The organism is Mannheimia pernigra (assembly GCF_013377995.1).
Lineage (GTDB): Bacteria > Pseudomonadota > Gammaproteobacteria > Enterobacterales > Pasteurellaceae > Mannheimia > Mannheimia pernigra.
Window position 1 is genome coordinate 1,494,473 of record NZ_CP055305.1, and the last position, 16,021, is coordinate 1,510,493.

Below are 16,021 nucleotides of genomic sequence, written 5' to 3' on the forward strand. Positions count from 1 at the left end.
AAATTAAGGAGCTCAGTATGAACAATAAAGTTATTGTTGCTTTAGATTATGAAACCGAAGATGAGGCACTGAAGTTTGTAGATTTAGTTGATCCATCACTTTGCCGTTTAAAAGTAGGTAAAGAGATGTTTACGACATTAGGCACAAATTTTTTAAAACAATTACACGCACGAAACTTTGATGTATTTCTTGATTTGAAATATCACGATATTCCAAATACGGTTGCTCGTGCAGTGCGTTCAGCGGCTGATTTGGGCGTATGGATGGTAGATTTGCACGCTTCAGGTGGCTTAACGATGATGGAAGAAGCGAAAAAAATCTTAGAACCTTATGGTAAAGATGCACCATTATTAATTGCTGTAACCGTGTTAACCAGTATGGAAGATTTGGATTTATTACAAATCGGCATTAATGCCTCACCAATGGAACAAGTTATTCGTTTAGCACATTTAGCTCAACGTGCAGGTTTAGACGGTGTAGTTTGTTCTCCTCAAGAAGTGGAAGTATTACGTACACATTGTGGGAACGATTTCAAATTAATTACCCCAGGTATTCGCCCAGAAGGAACGGATTTTGCTGACCAACGTCGTGTAATGACGCCTAAAAAAGCCATAGAAACAGGTTCAGATTTCTTAGTGATTGGTCGTCCAATTACTCAAGCTGCAGATCCATTAGCGGTATTAAAATCAATAAATCAATCAATTGCTAATTAGTATAAGTTGCGCTTTTCTTTTAAATAAATACAAGCGGTCATATTATTCGCTTTTTTTTGCTCTTTTAAACCAGGAGCAGAAGTTAACCTTCAAATAGATAGATGTTTTTGAGGAAAATTTACAAATGACATTAGTTTATTCAACCGAAACAGGGAGAATTAAGCCTGAAGTAATTGAAGAAAAGCGTCCTAAATGCGATGGTATTGTACGCATTCAACGTCAAACCAGCGGGCGAAAAGGCAAAGGTGTTTGTGTTATTACAGGATTGGATTTAGAGGATAAAGCCTTTAATTCTCTTGCCTCAGAACTTAAGCGTAAATTAGGTTGTGGTGGCTCCTTTAAAGAGGGAATTATTGAAATTCAGGGTGATAATCGTGAAGCTATCAAACAAATTCTAGAGTCTAAAGGATTTCAAGTAAAACTATCAGGTGGTTAAAATAGGGAGATCAGACGATCTCCCTATTTCTTTAGATGAGATTATTTGAAAATAATGTCATCTTTCGGATCGTATTTATCCGCTTCAATGACTTTATTTTCTTCAAAGTATTTTTTCAGCATTTCTGCATCAATAAACCCTGTATTTACATAAGTTGGGTGATTTTTCAGTAATGGATAACCATCACCACCAGAGGCTACATAGTCAGGTAAAGAGACTTTGTAGGTTTTGTTTTCATCAAATGCTTTATTGCCAATTTTTACATTAGAAATAGTTTTTGTATTACGATCAACGACCATTGAAATACCTGCAAATTGTGGATATGCACCAGTATCTACCTCTTTTAATGCAATGGTTGTAATTGTATCTAATAGCTCCTTGCCTTTTAAATCAACGGTTGCAATCATATTACCAAATGGCTGAACGGTTAGAATATTTTTATAAGTTACTTTACCTTCTTCAATGGAAGTACGGATACCACCTGAGTTCATAATACCAATATCAGCTTTCACACGCTCCATTTGAGATTGAGCAATGAGGCGACCAAGATTTGTTTGATGGAAACGAATATGCTCACGCTTACCATCTAATAAGCCTTTAACAATACCGACATCAATATTGAGCTTTTCATCACCTTCATCTTGGTATTTTTTAAGTAGTGTATAGGTATTTTCATCAGCTTTAATTTCTGGTTGGTAAAGTTGATATTCTTTTTTACCATCTTCTTTTTTTATCGTTTTTTTCAAATTGACAGGAATTAACTCATATTTTACTAAGGTTGTTTTGCCATTTTTAAACTCAAAATCGGCACGTCCAACAAATTTGCCCCATTCGCCTGCTTGAACAATCCAAGTACCATTTTGGAAATCAGGCTTACATTCTTCACCTGGCGTATATTTGGTTTTAAATTGACCTTTTTCATCAATGCAGACGGTGTCATGAGTATGTCCGCCAATGATTAAATCAAAAGCACCTTTATCTAAACTACGAGCCATTGTTACATCACCCGGTGCGTTAGTGCCGTGTTTACCATCAAAATAATAGCCCATATGAGTTAAGGCAATCCGTACATCTGGTTTTTCATTTTTGTTAATTTCTGCCAGTGTTGTTTTTGCGGTTTCAATCGGATCTTTAAATACTGCATTTTCAGTGACATCAGGATTGCCTAATTTTGCCGTATCTTCTGTCGTTAATCCAACAACCGCAATTTTTATACCGCCTCGTTCAAGAATAACGTAAGGTTTTACGATAGGCTTATCTGTTTTTTTATTAATTACATTCGCAGAAATAAAAGGGAATTTAGCCCATTTTTCTTGGATAGACAGCGTTTGTAGCGGAAAGTCAAATTCATGATTGCCTAAAACCATCGCGTCATAACCTATCGCATTCATACCCTCAATATCAGGACGAGCATTTTGCATATCAGATTCAGGCACACCCGTGTTTACATCACCTGCATTTAACACTAAGATTTCACCCCCTTTGTCTTCCACTTCTTTGCGAATATGTTCAACTAGCGTTTTTTGTGCAGCCAAACCATATTCACCTTTATCATTTTGCCAAAAGTGCCCATGCAAATCATTGGTATGTAATACCGTAAAAGAATAGGTTTTATCTGTTTCATACGCGATTGCGGATGCAGAACCTAAAATAGAGAGTGTAAGTAATGTTTTTTTAAAATTCATAGAAATACCTCAGTAAGTATTAGCGTTGTAAAATAGCATTAGAAGAATAAGACCAATATCCAAGTAATTGCCAGTAAAATCATTGATAAAAATACGGCGGCAGAACCAAGATCTTTTGCTCTGCCTGAGAGTTCGTGGAAGTCAGAACCGATACGGTCAACGACCGATTCAATTGCACTATTTAATAATTCAGTAATTAATACAAGAAAAATGGTTGCAACTAACAACACTTTTTCAATGTTAGTGTCACCTAAAATGAGGGCTAAAGGAAATAAGATAATCGTACACCACAGTTCTTGACGAAAGGCTGCTTCATTAATATAGGCGGCTTTCAAGCCTTTGATTGAATAATTTGTTGCATTAATAATGCGTTGAAAATCAGCTTTATTTTTAGGTTTCATAAGTTAAATAAGATTAAGTGTGTAAAGGGATTATTGTACTGAAAGAAGCGTTATCTTCAAATAAATTTAGTATGAATACCATAAATTAATCTGAAAAGAGAAAAAAGCAGCTTTTTGCAAAAAACTTCAAAAAAATGACCGCTTGTTTATTCCATATTGATTATTTTTCCGCTAATCTAATAAGCCTATTTTTAGGTGGGTAAATTGTCTTTATCCTTATTTTTATCTTACAGAAGTGAAATGTTATGAGTTATTCATCATCAAAAATTCTTGGCGGTAATTTAGTATTACGTATCGCTATTGGTTTAGTGCTAGGGGTGTTATTGGCATTTATTAATAAAGATTGGGCTGTTAGCGTTGGGGTATTAGGTCAATTCTTTGTGAAATCTCTACGTGCTATTGCACCTATTTTAGTTTTTGTATTAGTGTTATCTGCGATTGCAAATAAAGAAGTGGGAACAGATAGCAAATTAAAACCAATCTTAGTGCTTTATATATTAGGTACATTCTTTGCAGCCTTAATTGCAGTTATTTTAAGTTTTATGTTCCCAACCACATTAGAATTAACTGCAAGCCCTGATGGTTTAAGCCCACCACAAGGCATTGGTGAAATTTTAAAAACGGTTATTTTCAACTTAGTCGATAACCCACTAACTGCATTAAGTAATGCTAACTTTATCGGTATTCTTGCGTGGTCTATCGGTTTAGGGATTGCTTTCCGTCACGGTTCAGCAAGTTCAAAAGCTTTTTTAAATGATTTAGCTGATGCAGTTTCTTTTGTGGTTAAAGTTGTGATTGCTTTCGCACCTATTGGTGTATTTGGTTTGGTTGCTGAAACTGTTGCAGTAAATGGTTTAGAGGCATTTGAAGGTTACGCTCGCTTGTTATTAGTATTAGTGGGTGCAATGTTATTCGTCGCATTGGTGTTAAATCCACTATTAGTTTTTTGGAAGATTCGCCGTAATCCATATCCATTAACGTTCACTTGCTTGCGTGAAAGTGGTGTCACCGCATTCTTTACCCGTAGCTCAGCGGCTAATATTCCAGTGAATATGAATCTTGCTAAACGTTTAGGTATTCGTGATGAAATTGCATCTGTAGCGATCCCTTTAGGGGCAACCATTAATATGGCGGGTGCGGCAATTACTGTTACGGTATTAACTTTAGCCGCAGCTTATACACAAGGTATTCAGCCTGATTTTGCAACCGCATTATTATTAAGCGTGGTAGCATCAATCTGTGCTTGTGGTGCATCTGGCGTTGCTGGCGGTTCATTATTGCTCATTCCATTAGCCTGTAGCTTGTTTAATATTCCAAATGATATTGCCGCTCAAGTTATTGGCGTTGGTTTTGTTATTGGGGTAATTCAAGATTCAGTTGAAACTGCATTAAATTCATCAACCGATGTTTTATTTACCGCTGCGGTAAGTTATTCTGAAGATCAAAAGTCAGCATAATCTGATTACAAAGGCAGGCATTTTGGCCTGCCTTGTTTATTTTTGCGATCTGGCTCGAAAATTTACATATTCTCTCTGAAAATTTTTAGCGTAAACGGCATACTCAGTTTAAAAATTTAAACTGTTTTATTATGACCTTAGATCGTTTTTGTATTACTACTGTCTTATGCCATTTGCCTATCTTATTTTTACCTAAAGATTGGTTATTAGGTAGCATTGTCTTTGGTGGAATGATTTTGCTATACGGTATTTGTAGCCGAACAACATTCACTTTTTTATGTGGGCTGATAATCTGTATTAGCTATTTTCATACTTTCCAAGTTGCAAAAAATGCGGGAAATATAACCGCTAATAAACAACTCACTCAATTTAAAATCACGAAAATCCTTAAACAGGGAGATTATCAAACCGCTATTGCCACAATTAAAACTGGTGAGAACATTTACCTAAATTGGCAAGCAGATCAACCTTTATTCCTCGATCAACATTATCAAGCAGCACTTCATCTACGCCCGATTTCAGCTCGCAGTAATATCGGTAATTTTGACCGCCAACGTTGGTATTTCTCTAATCATATCAATATGATAGCAACCGTTCGTCAAGTTGAAAAATTAGCACAAACAGACAACTCATTGCGAACAAATTGGCTTAATAAAGTTAACGCAGAAACGAAAAATTTACCTACTCAAGGTTTATTATTGGCGCTAGCTTTCGGTGAGAGAGCTTGGTTAAAGGCAGAACATTGGGCGCAATTTCAACAAACTGCAACCGCTCATTTAATTGCAATTTCAGGATTGCATATTGGTCTTGCTATGTTATTTGGCTTTTATGTTGCCAAAGGATGGCAATGGTTATGCTTAAAAAGCAGGCTTGATTGGTTACAAGCGGTCGGATTTTCACTACATTTTGCAAGAGTAGTTGGCTTTCTCACGGCGTTTGCTTATAGCTATTTAGCTAGCTTTGCTGTTCCGACTATGAGGGCGTTATTCGCCATTACGTTTGTGTTACTCTGCCAAGTGTTAAGGCGACATTATACTCATTGGCAATTTTGGTGGAGAATTGTTGCTTTATTGATTGTGATTGACCCTTTGAGTTTGCTTTCAGATAGCTTTTGGCTCTCTATTTTAGCCGTAGCAAGCTTGATTTTGTGGTATCAATTTTTTCCATTAAATCGTTTTATTTCTGATGAAACACGCAAAAAAATGACAAAATTCAACCGCTTGTGGTTATCGCTTTTACATTTGCAAGTGGGTATTTGGCTCATTTTCTCGCCTGTTCAGCTCTATTTTTTTGAGGGTGTCTCTACCTTTGCATTACTTGCTAATCTTATGATTGTGCCACTATATAGTTTTTTGCTTGTTCCACTCATTTTATTCAGCCTGTTAAGTGATAATCTCTTTGCTACTTGGCAGCTAGCGGATTACCTAGCTCAATTTAGTTTATGGCTGTTAGCCCCATTTTCTAACTCTTGGCTTGCACTAAACGATTGGCAACAATGGCAATTACTCTCATTTAATTTACTCGTCTTGTTATGCCTTTATTGTAAACTTTATCGGCTCTCTTATAAAAAATGGTTTAATGTAGTCATTTTCACAATCTTGTTTAATTTCAGTTTTTATCTACCTAAATGGGCTTTTAAAGCCAAATCAGAATGGATTATTTTCGATGTTGGACAGGGCCTAGCAATGGCATTCATTGATGATCAAAATAACGCGGTGATTTACGATACAGGTTCAAGTTGGCGATCGAATAATAATGGCAACAAAAACTCAATGGCGAAGCTAGAGATTTTGCCTTATTTAAAACGTAACGGCATTTTAGTTGAAGCGATTTTTCTCAGCCACGATGATAACGATCATTCAGGGGGCGTGGTGGATTTGCTTTCTGCCTATCCAAATGCCAAGCTTATTAGCTCAAGCAAAATTCGTTACTTAGGGCGTGAGCCAGAGCCTTGTATTCGAGGAAAAAGATGGCAATTTGGTGAATGGAATTTATCGGCACTTTACCCCTCTCATTTGGTAGAAAGGGCTAAGAATCAAGATTCTTGCGTTATTTTAGCAAAAAATGACCGCTTGCAGATTTTGCTAACAGGGGATTCAGGCATACAACAAGAACGCCAATTTGCACAAGATGCTAGACAGATTAATTTCTTACAAGTAGGGCATCATGGAAGTAAAAGTAGCACCAGTGAAACATTATTAGCCCTAACTGAACCACAATTTGCGATGATTTCCGCAGGACGTTGGAATGCCTGGAAATTGCCTAATAAAGGGGTTATTGAGCGATTAGAAAGAAAAAATATTGCGGTATTAAATACCGCAGAAGTAGGGATGATAAGAGTAAAATTTTATGAGCATTCTTTTGAAATAGAACAAGCCAGAAGTGATTATTCGGCGTGGTATAAACAACAATATTAAGGGCAGATCATTTTACACTTAATCCTTTTTGTTTATAGAGTTGCTACAAGCGGTTATTTTCTTGCAATATTTTGTAAATTCGCTATACTTCGTTGCGAGTTGGTTAGGCAATCGCTGGTTTATTGAAGCCTCTAAATTCGTGAAAACGTAAACTGAGAAACAAGTAAACGAGAGGAAAGTCCGAGCTACACAGGGCAGAGTGCCGGATAACGTCCGGGGGGCGTGAGCCTACGACCAGTGCAACAGAGAGCAGACCGCCGATTTTTCGGTAAGGGTGAAAGGGTGCGGTAAGAGCGCACCGTGTGGGTGGTAACATTTCACAGCAAGGTAAACTCCACTCGTAGCAAGACCAAATAGGAACTCAATCGGTAGCCCGCCGAGAGTTCGGGTAGGTTGCTTGAGCGTATGTGTAAATGTACGCCTAGAGGAATGATTGTCCAAGACAGAACTCGGCTTATCGACCAACTCACCGAATTTTTAAATGCGAACAGGGCTAACTTGTTCGCTTTTTTATTTTATAGTGAATGAATATGAAATTATTAAAATTTTTTGTGATTGCATTATCTACTTTATTGACAACTTATGCTTATTCTCACCCTCATTCTTTTGTGGATTTAAAAAATAAAGTGGTAGTTGACGGTACAATGTTGAGATCATTTCAAATGGAATGGATGCTTGATGAAATTGCTTCATCGGAGTTGATTTACGAAATGAATAATAGTGTAGATAAAGCGAAAACTCGTCAGGCTATTACGGCAGAGATGGTGCAATCTGCCCGACAAAACCATTATTTCAGTGTGCTTTATGACAGTAAAAATCAGCCAATAAAATTTTCTTCTCAACCAACAGAAACACGTTTTGAAATCAAACATAATCGAGTGGTGTTTTATATCACGTTCCATTTAAGTCAGCCTTATGAGTTAAAGCAAAATAAGGTAAGACTTTCAACTTATGAGCCAAGTTATTATATTGCGATGGAGTACAACCGTGCTAATGAAATTAGTATCAGCAACCCGAGCTGTAAAGTAACATTATTACAGCCGCAAGTAGATAATAAATTGCGTTTATATGCTTCAAGCCTAGATAAAACGCAATCTCAGGAGATGGTGGATAATCAAGATGATTCATTAGGTGCTCAATTTGCTCAGAAAGTGGAGATTATATGCGATTAGGCACGAAACGATGGGCAGTACTAGCGGTTGGATTTCTGATATTTTTTGCATTTTATCAACTTTATCCGATTTTGCTATTTAAAGTAATGGAGTGGCAAAAGGTGTTTAATTCAGCGATTTCCACTTCGTTAAACGCATTGAGTAACAATCAGCAAAAAGCAGGTGTGACCTTAGTTTTTATCAGCTTTTTATACGGTGTGTTTCACGCGGTAGGCCCAGGGCACGGTAAGTTTATTCTAACGAGTTATCTTTCGCTTGAAAAAACAAAACTCAATCAGGCAATGAAAATTACCTTCGCTTCAGCTTTGGTGCAAGGCTTGGTGGCGGTTTTACTTGTTACGGTGATTGTGGTCATTTTTACGCTTTCTCGCCAATACTTTAATTTAACGTTGAAGTGGGTTGAGCGTGGTAGCTTTGCTATGATGATTTTGCTTGGGCTTTATTGGTGCTATCAGATTTTCAAAGGAATGAGGAAGTCGAGTAAGCCTAAGATTAAATCAATCCGATTTTCAAAACAGCTCACTTTGCAAAAAACATTACAAAAACAACCGCTTGTTCAGCATATAGATCATATTCATAATGAACATTGCAGTTGTGGACATAAACATTTGCCTACCTCGAATGAAATACAAAAAGCCAAAGATTGGAAAGCTCAATTAATACTAGTGTTAAGTATTGGTGTGAGACCGTGCTCTGGTGCGATTTTGGTATTATTTCTCTCTTATACGCTCGATCTCTATTTTTGGGGCGTGATTTCAGCGTTAGTCATGGCAATTGGCACAGGATTTACCTTAAGTTTATTGGCATTCTTAGTTCTTATTGCAAGAAATAAAGCAGTTAAAATAAGTAGTTGGTATTTTTCAGCACGAATGAATAGAAAGGCAGTGCTATTATTTAAATTTGCCTTAGGAATAATGCTGATTCTATTTGGTATAACATTATTTCATAGTAGTTTTATTGATACTAGCACAGGTATTTTATTTAGGCGTTAAGTGGATGGCGATAAAATTATTATAGAAAAGTATTAAAAAATGTTTAAAAATGGGAATTCGGTTAAACTAGCACGTTTTTATTTTAATTAAGAGGTCTTTATGGATTCTATTATTCTATTTTTTGAAGGTGTTTTAACTTGGATAGTCAATACAATTGACGGCCCACTTTGGGATATTACTATCATATTATTACTCGGTGCTGGCATGTTTTTTACTATCACGACAGGCTTTGTGCAGTTTCGTCTTTTTCCCCAAAGTTTGCGTGAAATGTGGGGAGGACGTTCTACCTCAGGTCAAGCACTCTCGCCATTTCAAGCCTTTACAACAGGCTTAGCAAGTCGTGTTGGCGTTGGTAATATAGGTGGTGTGGCAACAGCGATTGCTCTTGGCGGACCAGGTGCGGTGTTCTGGATGTGGATAACGGCATTAATGGGTATGAGTTCAGCTTTTGCTGAGTCCTCTTTAGCTCAATTATATAAAACCAAAGATCCAAATGGTATGTTCCGTGGTGGTCCTGCTTACTATATTACACGGGGGTTAAAACTGCCTTCATTGGCGATTGCTTTTGCCATCACCTTAATATTTACCTTCGGTTTTGCATTTAATGCAGTACAATCCAATTCAATTGTGGAAGCAACTAAAAATGCGTGGGATTGGGATCCTTCTTATGTAGGGCTTGCTTTAGTTGTTATCACAGGCGTGATTATTTCAGGTGGAGTAAAACGTATTGGTAAATTTTCTGCTCAAGTTGTACCAATGATGGCATTATTTTACTTGATTATTGCTGTGATTATTTTAGGCATGAATATTGAAAAAGTACCACAGATAATCACGTTGATTATTGAAAGTGCGTTTGACTTCTCGGCAGTAGCTGGCGGGATGTTTGGTGCGTTGGTGTCAAAAACGATGCTAATGGGAATTAAGCGTGGTTTGTTCTCAAATGAAGCAGGGATGGGGTCTGCACCAAACTCAGCAGCGACGTCTGATGCAAAACACCCAGCAAGTCAGGGGTTGATACAAATGTTAGGTGTATTTGTGGATACTATCGTGGTTTGTACTTGTACGGCGGTCATTATCTTAATGTCGGATAACTATGGTGGCGAAAGTTTGAGAGGTATATCACTTACCCAAACAGCGTTACAATTCCACTTAGGCGAGTTTGGACTACATTTCTTAGCCTTTATAATTTTGCTATTTTGTTTTACTTCAATTATCGGTAATTACGCTTATGCGGAAACTAATATTCGCTATATTAAAAATAATGTTTGGTTTGTCTGGGGTTTCCGTGCTGTTGTGCTGTTCTTTGTTTACTTTGGTGCGGTGAGAGATGGTGGTATTGTATGGGCGTTTGCAGATACGGTAATGGCATCAATGGCAGTTATCAATCTAGTAGCAATTTTAATTCTGTCTCCTATTGTGTGGATTATTATGAAAGATTATATCCGCCAGCTCAAACAAGGCAAAGAGCCTGTGTTTAAAATTGAGGAGCACCAAGTACTTATTCAAAAAGGTGTTGATCCATTAATTTGGAAGTCAAAAGAGTAATTTAAGTGCAAAAAACAAGCGGTCTAATTTGCAAAAAAATGTGTAAATTAGACCGCTTGAGTTTTTGGGGCAAATCACCATTCGCCCAAAATCCCTATAGCAAAACTCCCCCAAGTTTGCCCAGTCGAACTCTTGACTTTACCCCCCTAATCAAAGATAAAGTAGAGCAATTTAAACAGTTTGCGACAGAGGCGAACAATAAAATTATTTTAGAAGCCACCTTACAAGAGCGACAAGAAAAACAAGAGCTTTTGCGTGAGCGTGTGCGTTTTATACGAAATCTTGATTATATTGAGAAAACAGTACAGGTGCAAAATACTCGTGAAGAAGATAGCCGCATTCAGCGTAATATTGAGAGACAGCAACAAAATATTCAGTCTCATTTAGCTGCAATGGTGGTATTACAACAACGTTTTGATAAAGTAGAAGCACGTTTTGATAAAGTGGAAGCGTTTTTCCAATCGCAAGAATATAAAGAAATTGAGAGAAAAATGGACTCTTTTGTTTCTCAAAACCCTGAGTTTTCGGGAATTTGGAATGAGACTAAACTTACCCCAGATAAGATTGCTTTAAATAAAAATATTCAAAATGAAATTAAAAACGCTAATCCACCCATAGAAAATGGGGTTGAATTTCTTGAAGGTATGGCAAATTATCAAGAGAAAATACAGCAGGTAATGCAGGATAGCAGTTTGAGTGAGAAGGAAAAGCTCAATAAAATTTTTGAACTTCAAATTGAAGAAGCATTAAGAGTGGAAAAATTCCAGAGGGAAAACAAAGATAAGTTACCCCCGATTTTGGTCGACTTAATGAAAGATTATGCCAAATCAATAGGGAAAGACAAATTAACAGAGGAAGATTTATCGGAGCTTCTTGCCAATATTAAAAGTGGTAAAATAACTCTTGATGATTTAAAAGGTAAAGCATTTTATTTAGATGCTTATATTGCCGAAGCAAATATTAATGAAACCATTCAAAAACGCAAAGAGTTGCAAGCGAAAATCGCCACCTATAAAGGTGAAGTCCCCGCCCATTTAAAAGGTCAGCTTAATAATTTAATTTACACTGAAATCACCGTAGGGGTAACAAATCATATTCTTGCAAAACAAAAAGATGACGAAAACCTCAAAGGGTATCAAATTAAAATCAGTAGCTTTGGATCCGATATGGGGGTGATTTCCTTAAAATCCAAAGATGACGGACAAGTTATGTTGGATTTTACCGAAGCGATGTTGAAAGTGGGGTTGAAAAATTTAACCTCAGAAAATAAAACTGATATTAACTCAGTTGATGACTTCTTAAAAAATTTCACGAGTGAAAATACAAAGTTTACCCTTATTAACGAAGATGAATGTAAACAGGCGAAATTTAATGACATTAATGAGCAATATGCGAAGTTAAGAGCATTAGTGAGCTATAAGTTGGAAAATAAAGATAATGAAGACTTATCAAAAATGCTAGTGGGTCATATAAATGCTATGAGAAAAACATTGATTTCCGCTTATGTTAACGACCCTCATATTAAAATGAATCAAGAAGAAGCCGAGCGTTTTATAAATCGTATGACCGAAGATGAAATTATGGCGAATAACGCTTATAGTGCATACAATAATGTTTATAAAAAAGAAGAAGTTAATCAATTAACGCCCTATTCTTTGGGGGTTGTTTTACAGAAAATGAAAGATAAAGAGCCTGTTAGCGAGGAAGAAAAACAGTTCGCTCTAGATGAATTATCTAAACAAGGGAAACCGTTAGGGGAAATTAAAGAAGAATATCCTCAATTAGATAGGCTCGTCGCAAAAGAACATGAAGCGGTCGCATTAGGAAATACAAATGAGCAAACGAAAGAAATAGAAATAAAAGAAGAAAACATTGGTGTTAGAGTATAAAAATAGCGGGAAATCCCGCTATTTTTTATTCTTCATATAATTTTAAAGTGTCTAAAATTTGAGAAGAGAAGTTAATTTCTTGTTTTAATTGTTCAAATTCAGGCGTACCTTTGATTTTCCTGAAGTAATCCCAAAATTGATATTTAAACGCTCGCTGAATGTTTTTAATTGTAGCATCGTATTGTAAAAGCATATAAGGGTTGTAACCGTCCAAATAGATGGTTTTACGCATTGGCTTTAAAGTTTGTAAACCCTCAATAAAGGCTTTCGTCATCTTAATAATATCGCTTTCAGATTTAGTCTCTTGTTTTAAGAATTTTTCTAATCTTTTTTCGAGATTAAAATATATTTCATTGTTTTTATCAACAAATTTCCATTGGGGGGTTAAAATCGCTTTTCGTTCACCATTGACGATTTCATATTTGGTTTTACCATCGTCAGGAAATGCAGGTCCTTTTACCGTAATCTTCCCAAATTCAGGGTCGGTAAACGTATCGCCAATTTTAGCGTGTGCGGTTAATGATAATGCAAATAAAGTAATCGTAATCAGTTTTTTCATAATGGGCTCCTGTTTACGCCCCTCGTTATTTAATATAGAGTTGGGGCGTTTTTTGGGGTAAAGGCTATTCTTCAGATTCAGGTTTGGAATCGTGTTTATCATAATTTTGGTTTAACTTATCGATATTTACAGCAGCATTTGCTGCTAGAAATAATCCGAAGTTAAATAAAATTTCGGTTGGAGTTTGCAGAGGTTTTTCTGGTGTAAAGAGGTAGCAGCTAATCAATATAAAAACAGCCGTCACTCCGAATATTTGCTTTCTGGATAGCTGCTTGCTAAGTAGCTTTCTATTCAAATAGGCAGTAAAAAATACAAGAATGAGAGCACACCAATATTGTTTTTTAGAAAGACATTCATTTAGGACAACCCCCCAAATCACAAAAAAGACAACAAAAATGGTTAAAATAGAATTGTTTTTAATAAAAGACATCATAATGTAATCCTTCAGTTGAGTAATAAAATTCATATTCTGCATTGTTTTTTTTTTGTGCAATATGCGATGATGATTTGAACAGGTAAAGGGGCGGAATGAGGATAGGAAATGCGAGAAACGGTGGTGTTAGTGTGTTTTATTGGGCTGTATTTTTTGAATATGGGGAATGAGGTTGGATTGTTGATGGTTTAGTTGCGGGGCGAATATGATTCGCCCCTACGGTGATATTATTAACCCAAAATCTTACGAAGAGCAGAGCCGATTTCTGCGAGGCTTCTCACGGTAGTTACACCAGCATCTTCCAATGCTTTGAACTTCTCATCTGCTGTGCCTTTTCCGCCACTGATGATAGCACCAGCGTGCCCCATACGTTTGCCTTTTGGTGCGGTTACACCAGCAATATAACTGACCACAGGTTTAGTTATATTATCTTTAATAAAAGTAGCCGCTTCTTCTTCTGCAGAACCGCCGATTTCGCCAATCATCACAATGGCATCGGTTTCAGGATCTTCTTGGAACATCTTTAAGATATCAATAAAGTTAGCGCCTGGAATAGGATCGCCGCCGATACCAACACAAGTAGATTGCCCAAAGCCCTCGTCAGTCGTTTGTTTAACGGCTTCATAAGTGAGCGTGCCAGAACGAGAAACAATACCAATGTTTCCTTTTTTATGAATATTGCCTGGCATAATGCCAATTTTACATTCATCAGGCGTAATCACACCTGGGCAATTTGGGCCGATCATTGTTACGCCAGTTTGTGCTAAACGTTGTTTAACTTGAAGCATATCTAGTGTCGGGATGCCTTCGGTAATACAAACAATAAGCTGAATACCTGCATCAATAGCTTCTAAAATCGCATCTTTACAGCCAGGCGCGGGAACGTAGATGACGGTTGCGGTTGCACCTGTAGCTTCTACCGCTTCACGAACGGTATTAAAAACAGGTAAACCTAAGTGCGTAGTGCCCCCTTTGTTTGGTGACACGCCACCTACTAATTGAGTGCCATAGGCGAGAGCTTGTTCGCTGTGAAATGTACCTTGTCCGCCAGTAAAACCTTGGCAAATTACTTTTGTGTTTTTATCAATTAAAATCGACATTTTCCCTCCTAATTTGCAGATTTTACCGCTAATTCAGCCGCTTCTTTTAGTGATGAGGCTGATAAAATACTTAGTCCACTATTGGCTAACATTTCACGCCCTTGTGTTGCGTTGGTACCTTCCAAACGTACAATGACTGGCACATTTACACCGACCTCATTTACGGCGGCAATGACCCCTTCAGCAATTAAATCACAACGTACAATACCACCGAAGATATTGACTAAAACGGTTTTCACATTTGGATCAGATAAAATCAGCTTAAATGCTGCCGCTACACGCTCTTTGGTTGCACCGCCGCCTACATCTAAGAAGTTAGCCGGTTTGCCACCATAGAGTTTTACAATATCCATCGTCCCCATTGCAAGCCCTGCACCGTTTACCATACAGCCAATATTACCATCTAATGCGACATAATTTAGGCTCCATTTTTCGGCTTCCGCTTCACGCTCATCATCTTGTGAGAGATCTTGCAATGCTTTTAGATCTGGGTGGCGATAAAGTGCGTTGCTATCAATCGTGATTTTTGCATCTAAACAGAGCAGTTTTCCTTCTTTGGTTACTACAAGTGGATTGACTTCTAATAAGGCGACGTCTTTATCTATGAATAATTTAGCCAGTTTTACAAAAATATCAGCGAATTGTTTAACTTCATCGCCTTTTAAGCCTAATTTGAAAGCAAGTTCACGCCCTTGATAAGCTTGACCACCTGTTAGTGGATCGATAGTCACTTTGTGAATTAACTCAGGTGTTTTTTCAGCCACTTCTTCAATATTCATACCACCCGCACTTGATGCCATAAATACCACTTTTTGTGCAGAGCGATCTAACACCGCCCCTAAATAGAGTTCACGGTCAATATTGCAAGTTTCTTCTACATAAATAGCGTTAACAGGTTGCCCGTTAGCATCTGTTTGGAAGGTAACTAAGCGTTTGCCTAGCCATTGTTCCGCAAAGGCTTTTGCATCATCAGCATTACTCACTAGTTTTACACCACTGGCTTTGCCTCGCCCCCCTGCGTGAACTTGGCATTTTACCGCCCACTGTTCGCCCTTTAGTTGTTTTATTGCTTCAACGGTTTCATCTGCTGAAAAGCAAGTGATACCTTCACTTACAGGCAGTCCATACTGCTTAAATATTTGTTTTGCTTGATACTCGTGTAGATTCATAGAGTTTCCTCATCGTGTTATGTTACTTTGCTTTGTGCAAAGAAAAGTAACCA

Annotated in this window: 14 protein-coding genes and 1 other RNA gene; 9 read left to right on the top strand and 6 right to left on the bottom strand. The window is 37.3% G+C overall.

Going from position 1 to position 16,021, the window contains the following annotated elements; genetic code table 11:
- Window positions 1–17: 17 nt before the first annotated feature.
- Together pyrF and yciH are read left to right on the top strand one after the other, a co-directional pair.
- Window positions 18–713 (top strand): orotidine-5'-phosphate decarboxylase, encoded by a 696-nt coding sequence (pyrF, locus tag HV560_RS07200; RefSeq protein ID WP_176808375.1) that lies wholly within the window; start codon window positions 18–20, stop codon window positions 711–713.
- Window positions 714–837: 124 nt separating this feature from the next.
- On the top strand, window positions 838–1,149 hold the full coding sequence (gene yciH, locus HV560_RS07205; RefSeq protein WP_159629798.1) for a stress response translation initiation inhibitor YciH: 312 nt from the start codon (window positions 838–840) through the stop codon (window positions 1,147–1,149).
- 41 nt (window positions 1,150–1,190) lie between these two features.
- Here the strand turns inward: yciH and ushA are convergent, their stop codons facing one another.
- On the bottom strand, window positions 1,191–2,834 hold the full coding sequence (gene ushA, locus HV560_RS07210) for a bifunctional UDP-sugar hydrolase/5'-nucleotidase UshA (protein ID WP_176812531.1): 1,644 nt from the start codon (window positions 2,832–2,834) through the stop codon (window positions 1,191–1,193).
- A 38-nt stretch (window positions 2,835–2,872) separates the two neighbouring features.
- Complete coding sequence (locus tag HV560_RS07215) at window positions 2,873–3,235, bottom strand: diacylglycerol kinase (RefSeq protein WP_176812532.1); 363 nt, start codon at window positions 3,233–3,235, stop codon at window positions 2,873–2,875.
- 245 nt (window positions 3,236–3,480) lie between these two features.
- Between HV560_RS07215 and sstT the strand changes: the two genes are divergently transcribed.
- The 7 genes from sstT (at window position 3,481) to HV560_RS07250 (ending at window position 12,707) form a co-directional block, all read left to right on the top strand.
- Window positions 3,481–4,692 (top strand): serine/threonine transporter SstT, encoded by a 1,212-nt coding sequence (sstT, locus tag HV560_RS07220; protein ID WP_176809935.1) that lies wholly within the window; start codon window positions 3,481–3,483, stop codon window positions 4,690–4,692.
- A gap of 131 nt (window positions 4,693–4,823) precedes the next feature.
- Complete coding sequence (locus tag HV560_RS07225) at window positions 4,824–7,109, top strand: DNA internalization-related competence protein ComEC/Rec2 (RefSeq protein ID WP_176812533.1); 2,286 nt, start codon at window positions 4,824–4,826, stop codon at window positions 7,107–7,109.
- A gap of 95 nt (window positions 7,110–7,204) precedes the next feature.
- Window positions 7,205–7,582, top strand: an RNA gene (gene rnpB / locus HV560_RS07230) — RNase P RNA component class A.
- Between the two features lie 57 nt (window positions 7,583–7,639).
- A complete protein-coding gene (locus tag HV560_RS07235) occupies window positions 7,640–8,281 on the top strand; it encodes a DUF1007 family protein (protein ID WP_176812534.1) in 642 nt (213 codons plus the stop codon).
- Window positions 8,272–9,273: a nickel/cobalt transporter gene (locus HV560_RS07240; RefSeq protein WP_176809938.1), complete on the top strand. Its 1,002-nt coding sequence runs from the start codon at window positions 8,272–8,274 to the stop codon at window positions 9,271–9,273. Before HV560_RS07235 ends, HV560_RS07240 begins: the two co-directional genes overlap by 10 nt.
- Before the next feature lie 99 nt (window positions 9,274–9,372).
- Window positions 9,373–10,818 (top strand): alanine/glycine:cation symporter family protein, encoded by a 1,446-nt coding sequence (locus tag HV560_RS07245; RefSeq protein ID WP_176808382.1) that lies wholly within the window; start codon window positions 9,373–9,375, stop codon window positions 10,816–10,818.
- A gap of 38 nt (window positions 10,819–10,856) precedes the next feature.
- Window positions 10,857–12,707 (top strand): hypothetical protein, encoded by a 1,851-nt coding sequence (locus tag HV560_RS07250; RefSeq protein ID WP_176812535.1) that lies wholly within the window; start codon window positions 10,857–10,859, stop codon window positions 12,705–12,707.
- A 25-nt stretch (window positions 12,708–12,732) separates the two neighbouring features.
- Here the strand turns inward: HV560_RS07250 and HV560_RS07255 are convergent, their stop codons facing one another.
- From HV560_RS07255 to sucC, 4 genes are all read right to left on the bottom strand, one after another.
- Window positions 12,733–13,266 carry a hypothetical protein gene (locus HV560_RS07255; protein WP_176812536.1) on the bottom strand — a complete coding sequence of 178 codons (534 nt, stop codon included), beginning with the start codon at window positions 13,264–13,266 and terminating at the stop codon, window positions 12,733–12,735.
- A 64-nt stretch (window positions 13,267–13,330) separates the two neighbouring features.
- Complete coding sequence (locus tag HV560_RS07260) at window positions 13,331–13,699, bottom strand: hypothetical protein (protein ID WP_176809942.1); 369 nt, start codon at window positions 13,697–13,699, stop codon at window positions 13,331–13,333.
- 230 nt (window positions 13,700–13,929) lie between these two features.
- Window positions 13,930–14,799, bottom strand: coding sequence for a succinate--CoA ligase subunit alpha (gene sucD / locus HV560_RS07265; protein WP_176812537.1), 870 nt, complete (start codon window positions 14,797–14,799; stop codon window positions 13,930–13,932).
- Window positions 14,800–14,807: 8 nt separating this feature from the next.
- Window positions 14,808–15,968, bottom strand: coding sequence for an ADP-forming succinate--CoA ligase subunit beta (gene sucC, locus HV560_RS07270; RefSeq protein ID WP_176812538.1), 1,161 nt, complete (start codon window positions 15,966–15,968; stop codon window positions 14,808–14,810).
- Window positions 15,969–16,021: the final 53 nt, after the last annotated feature.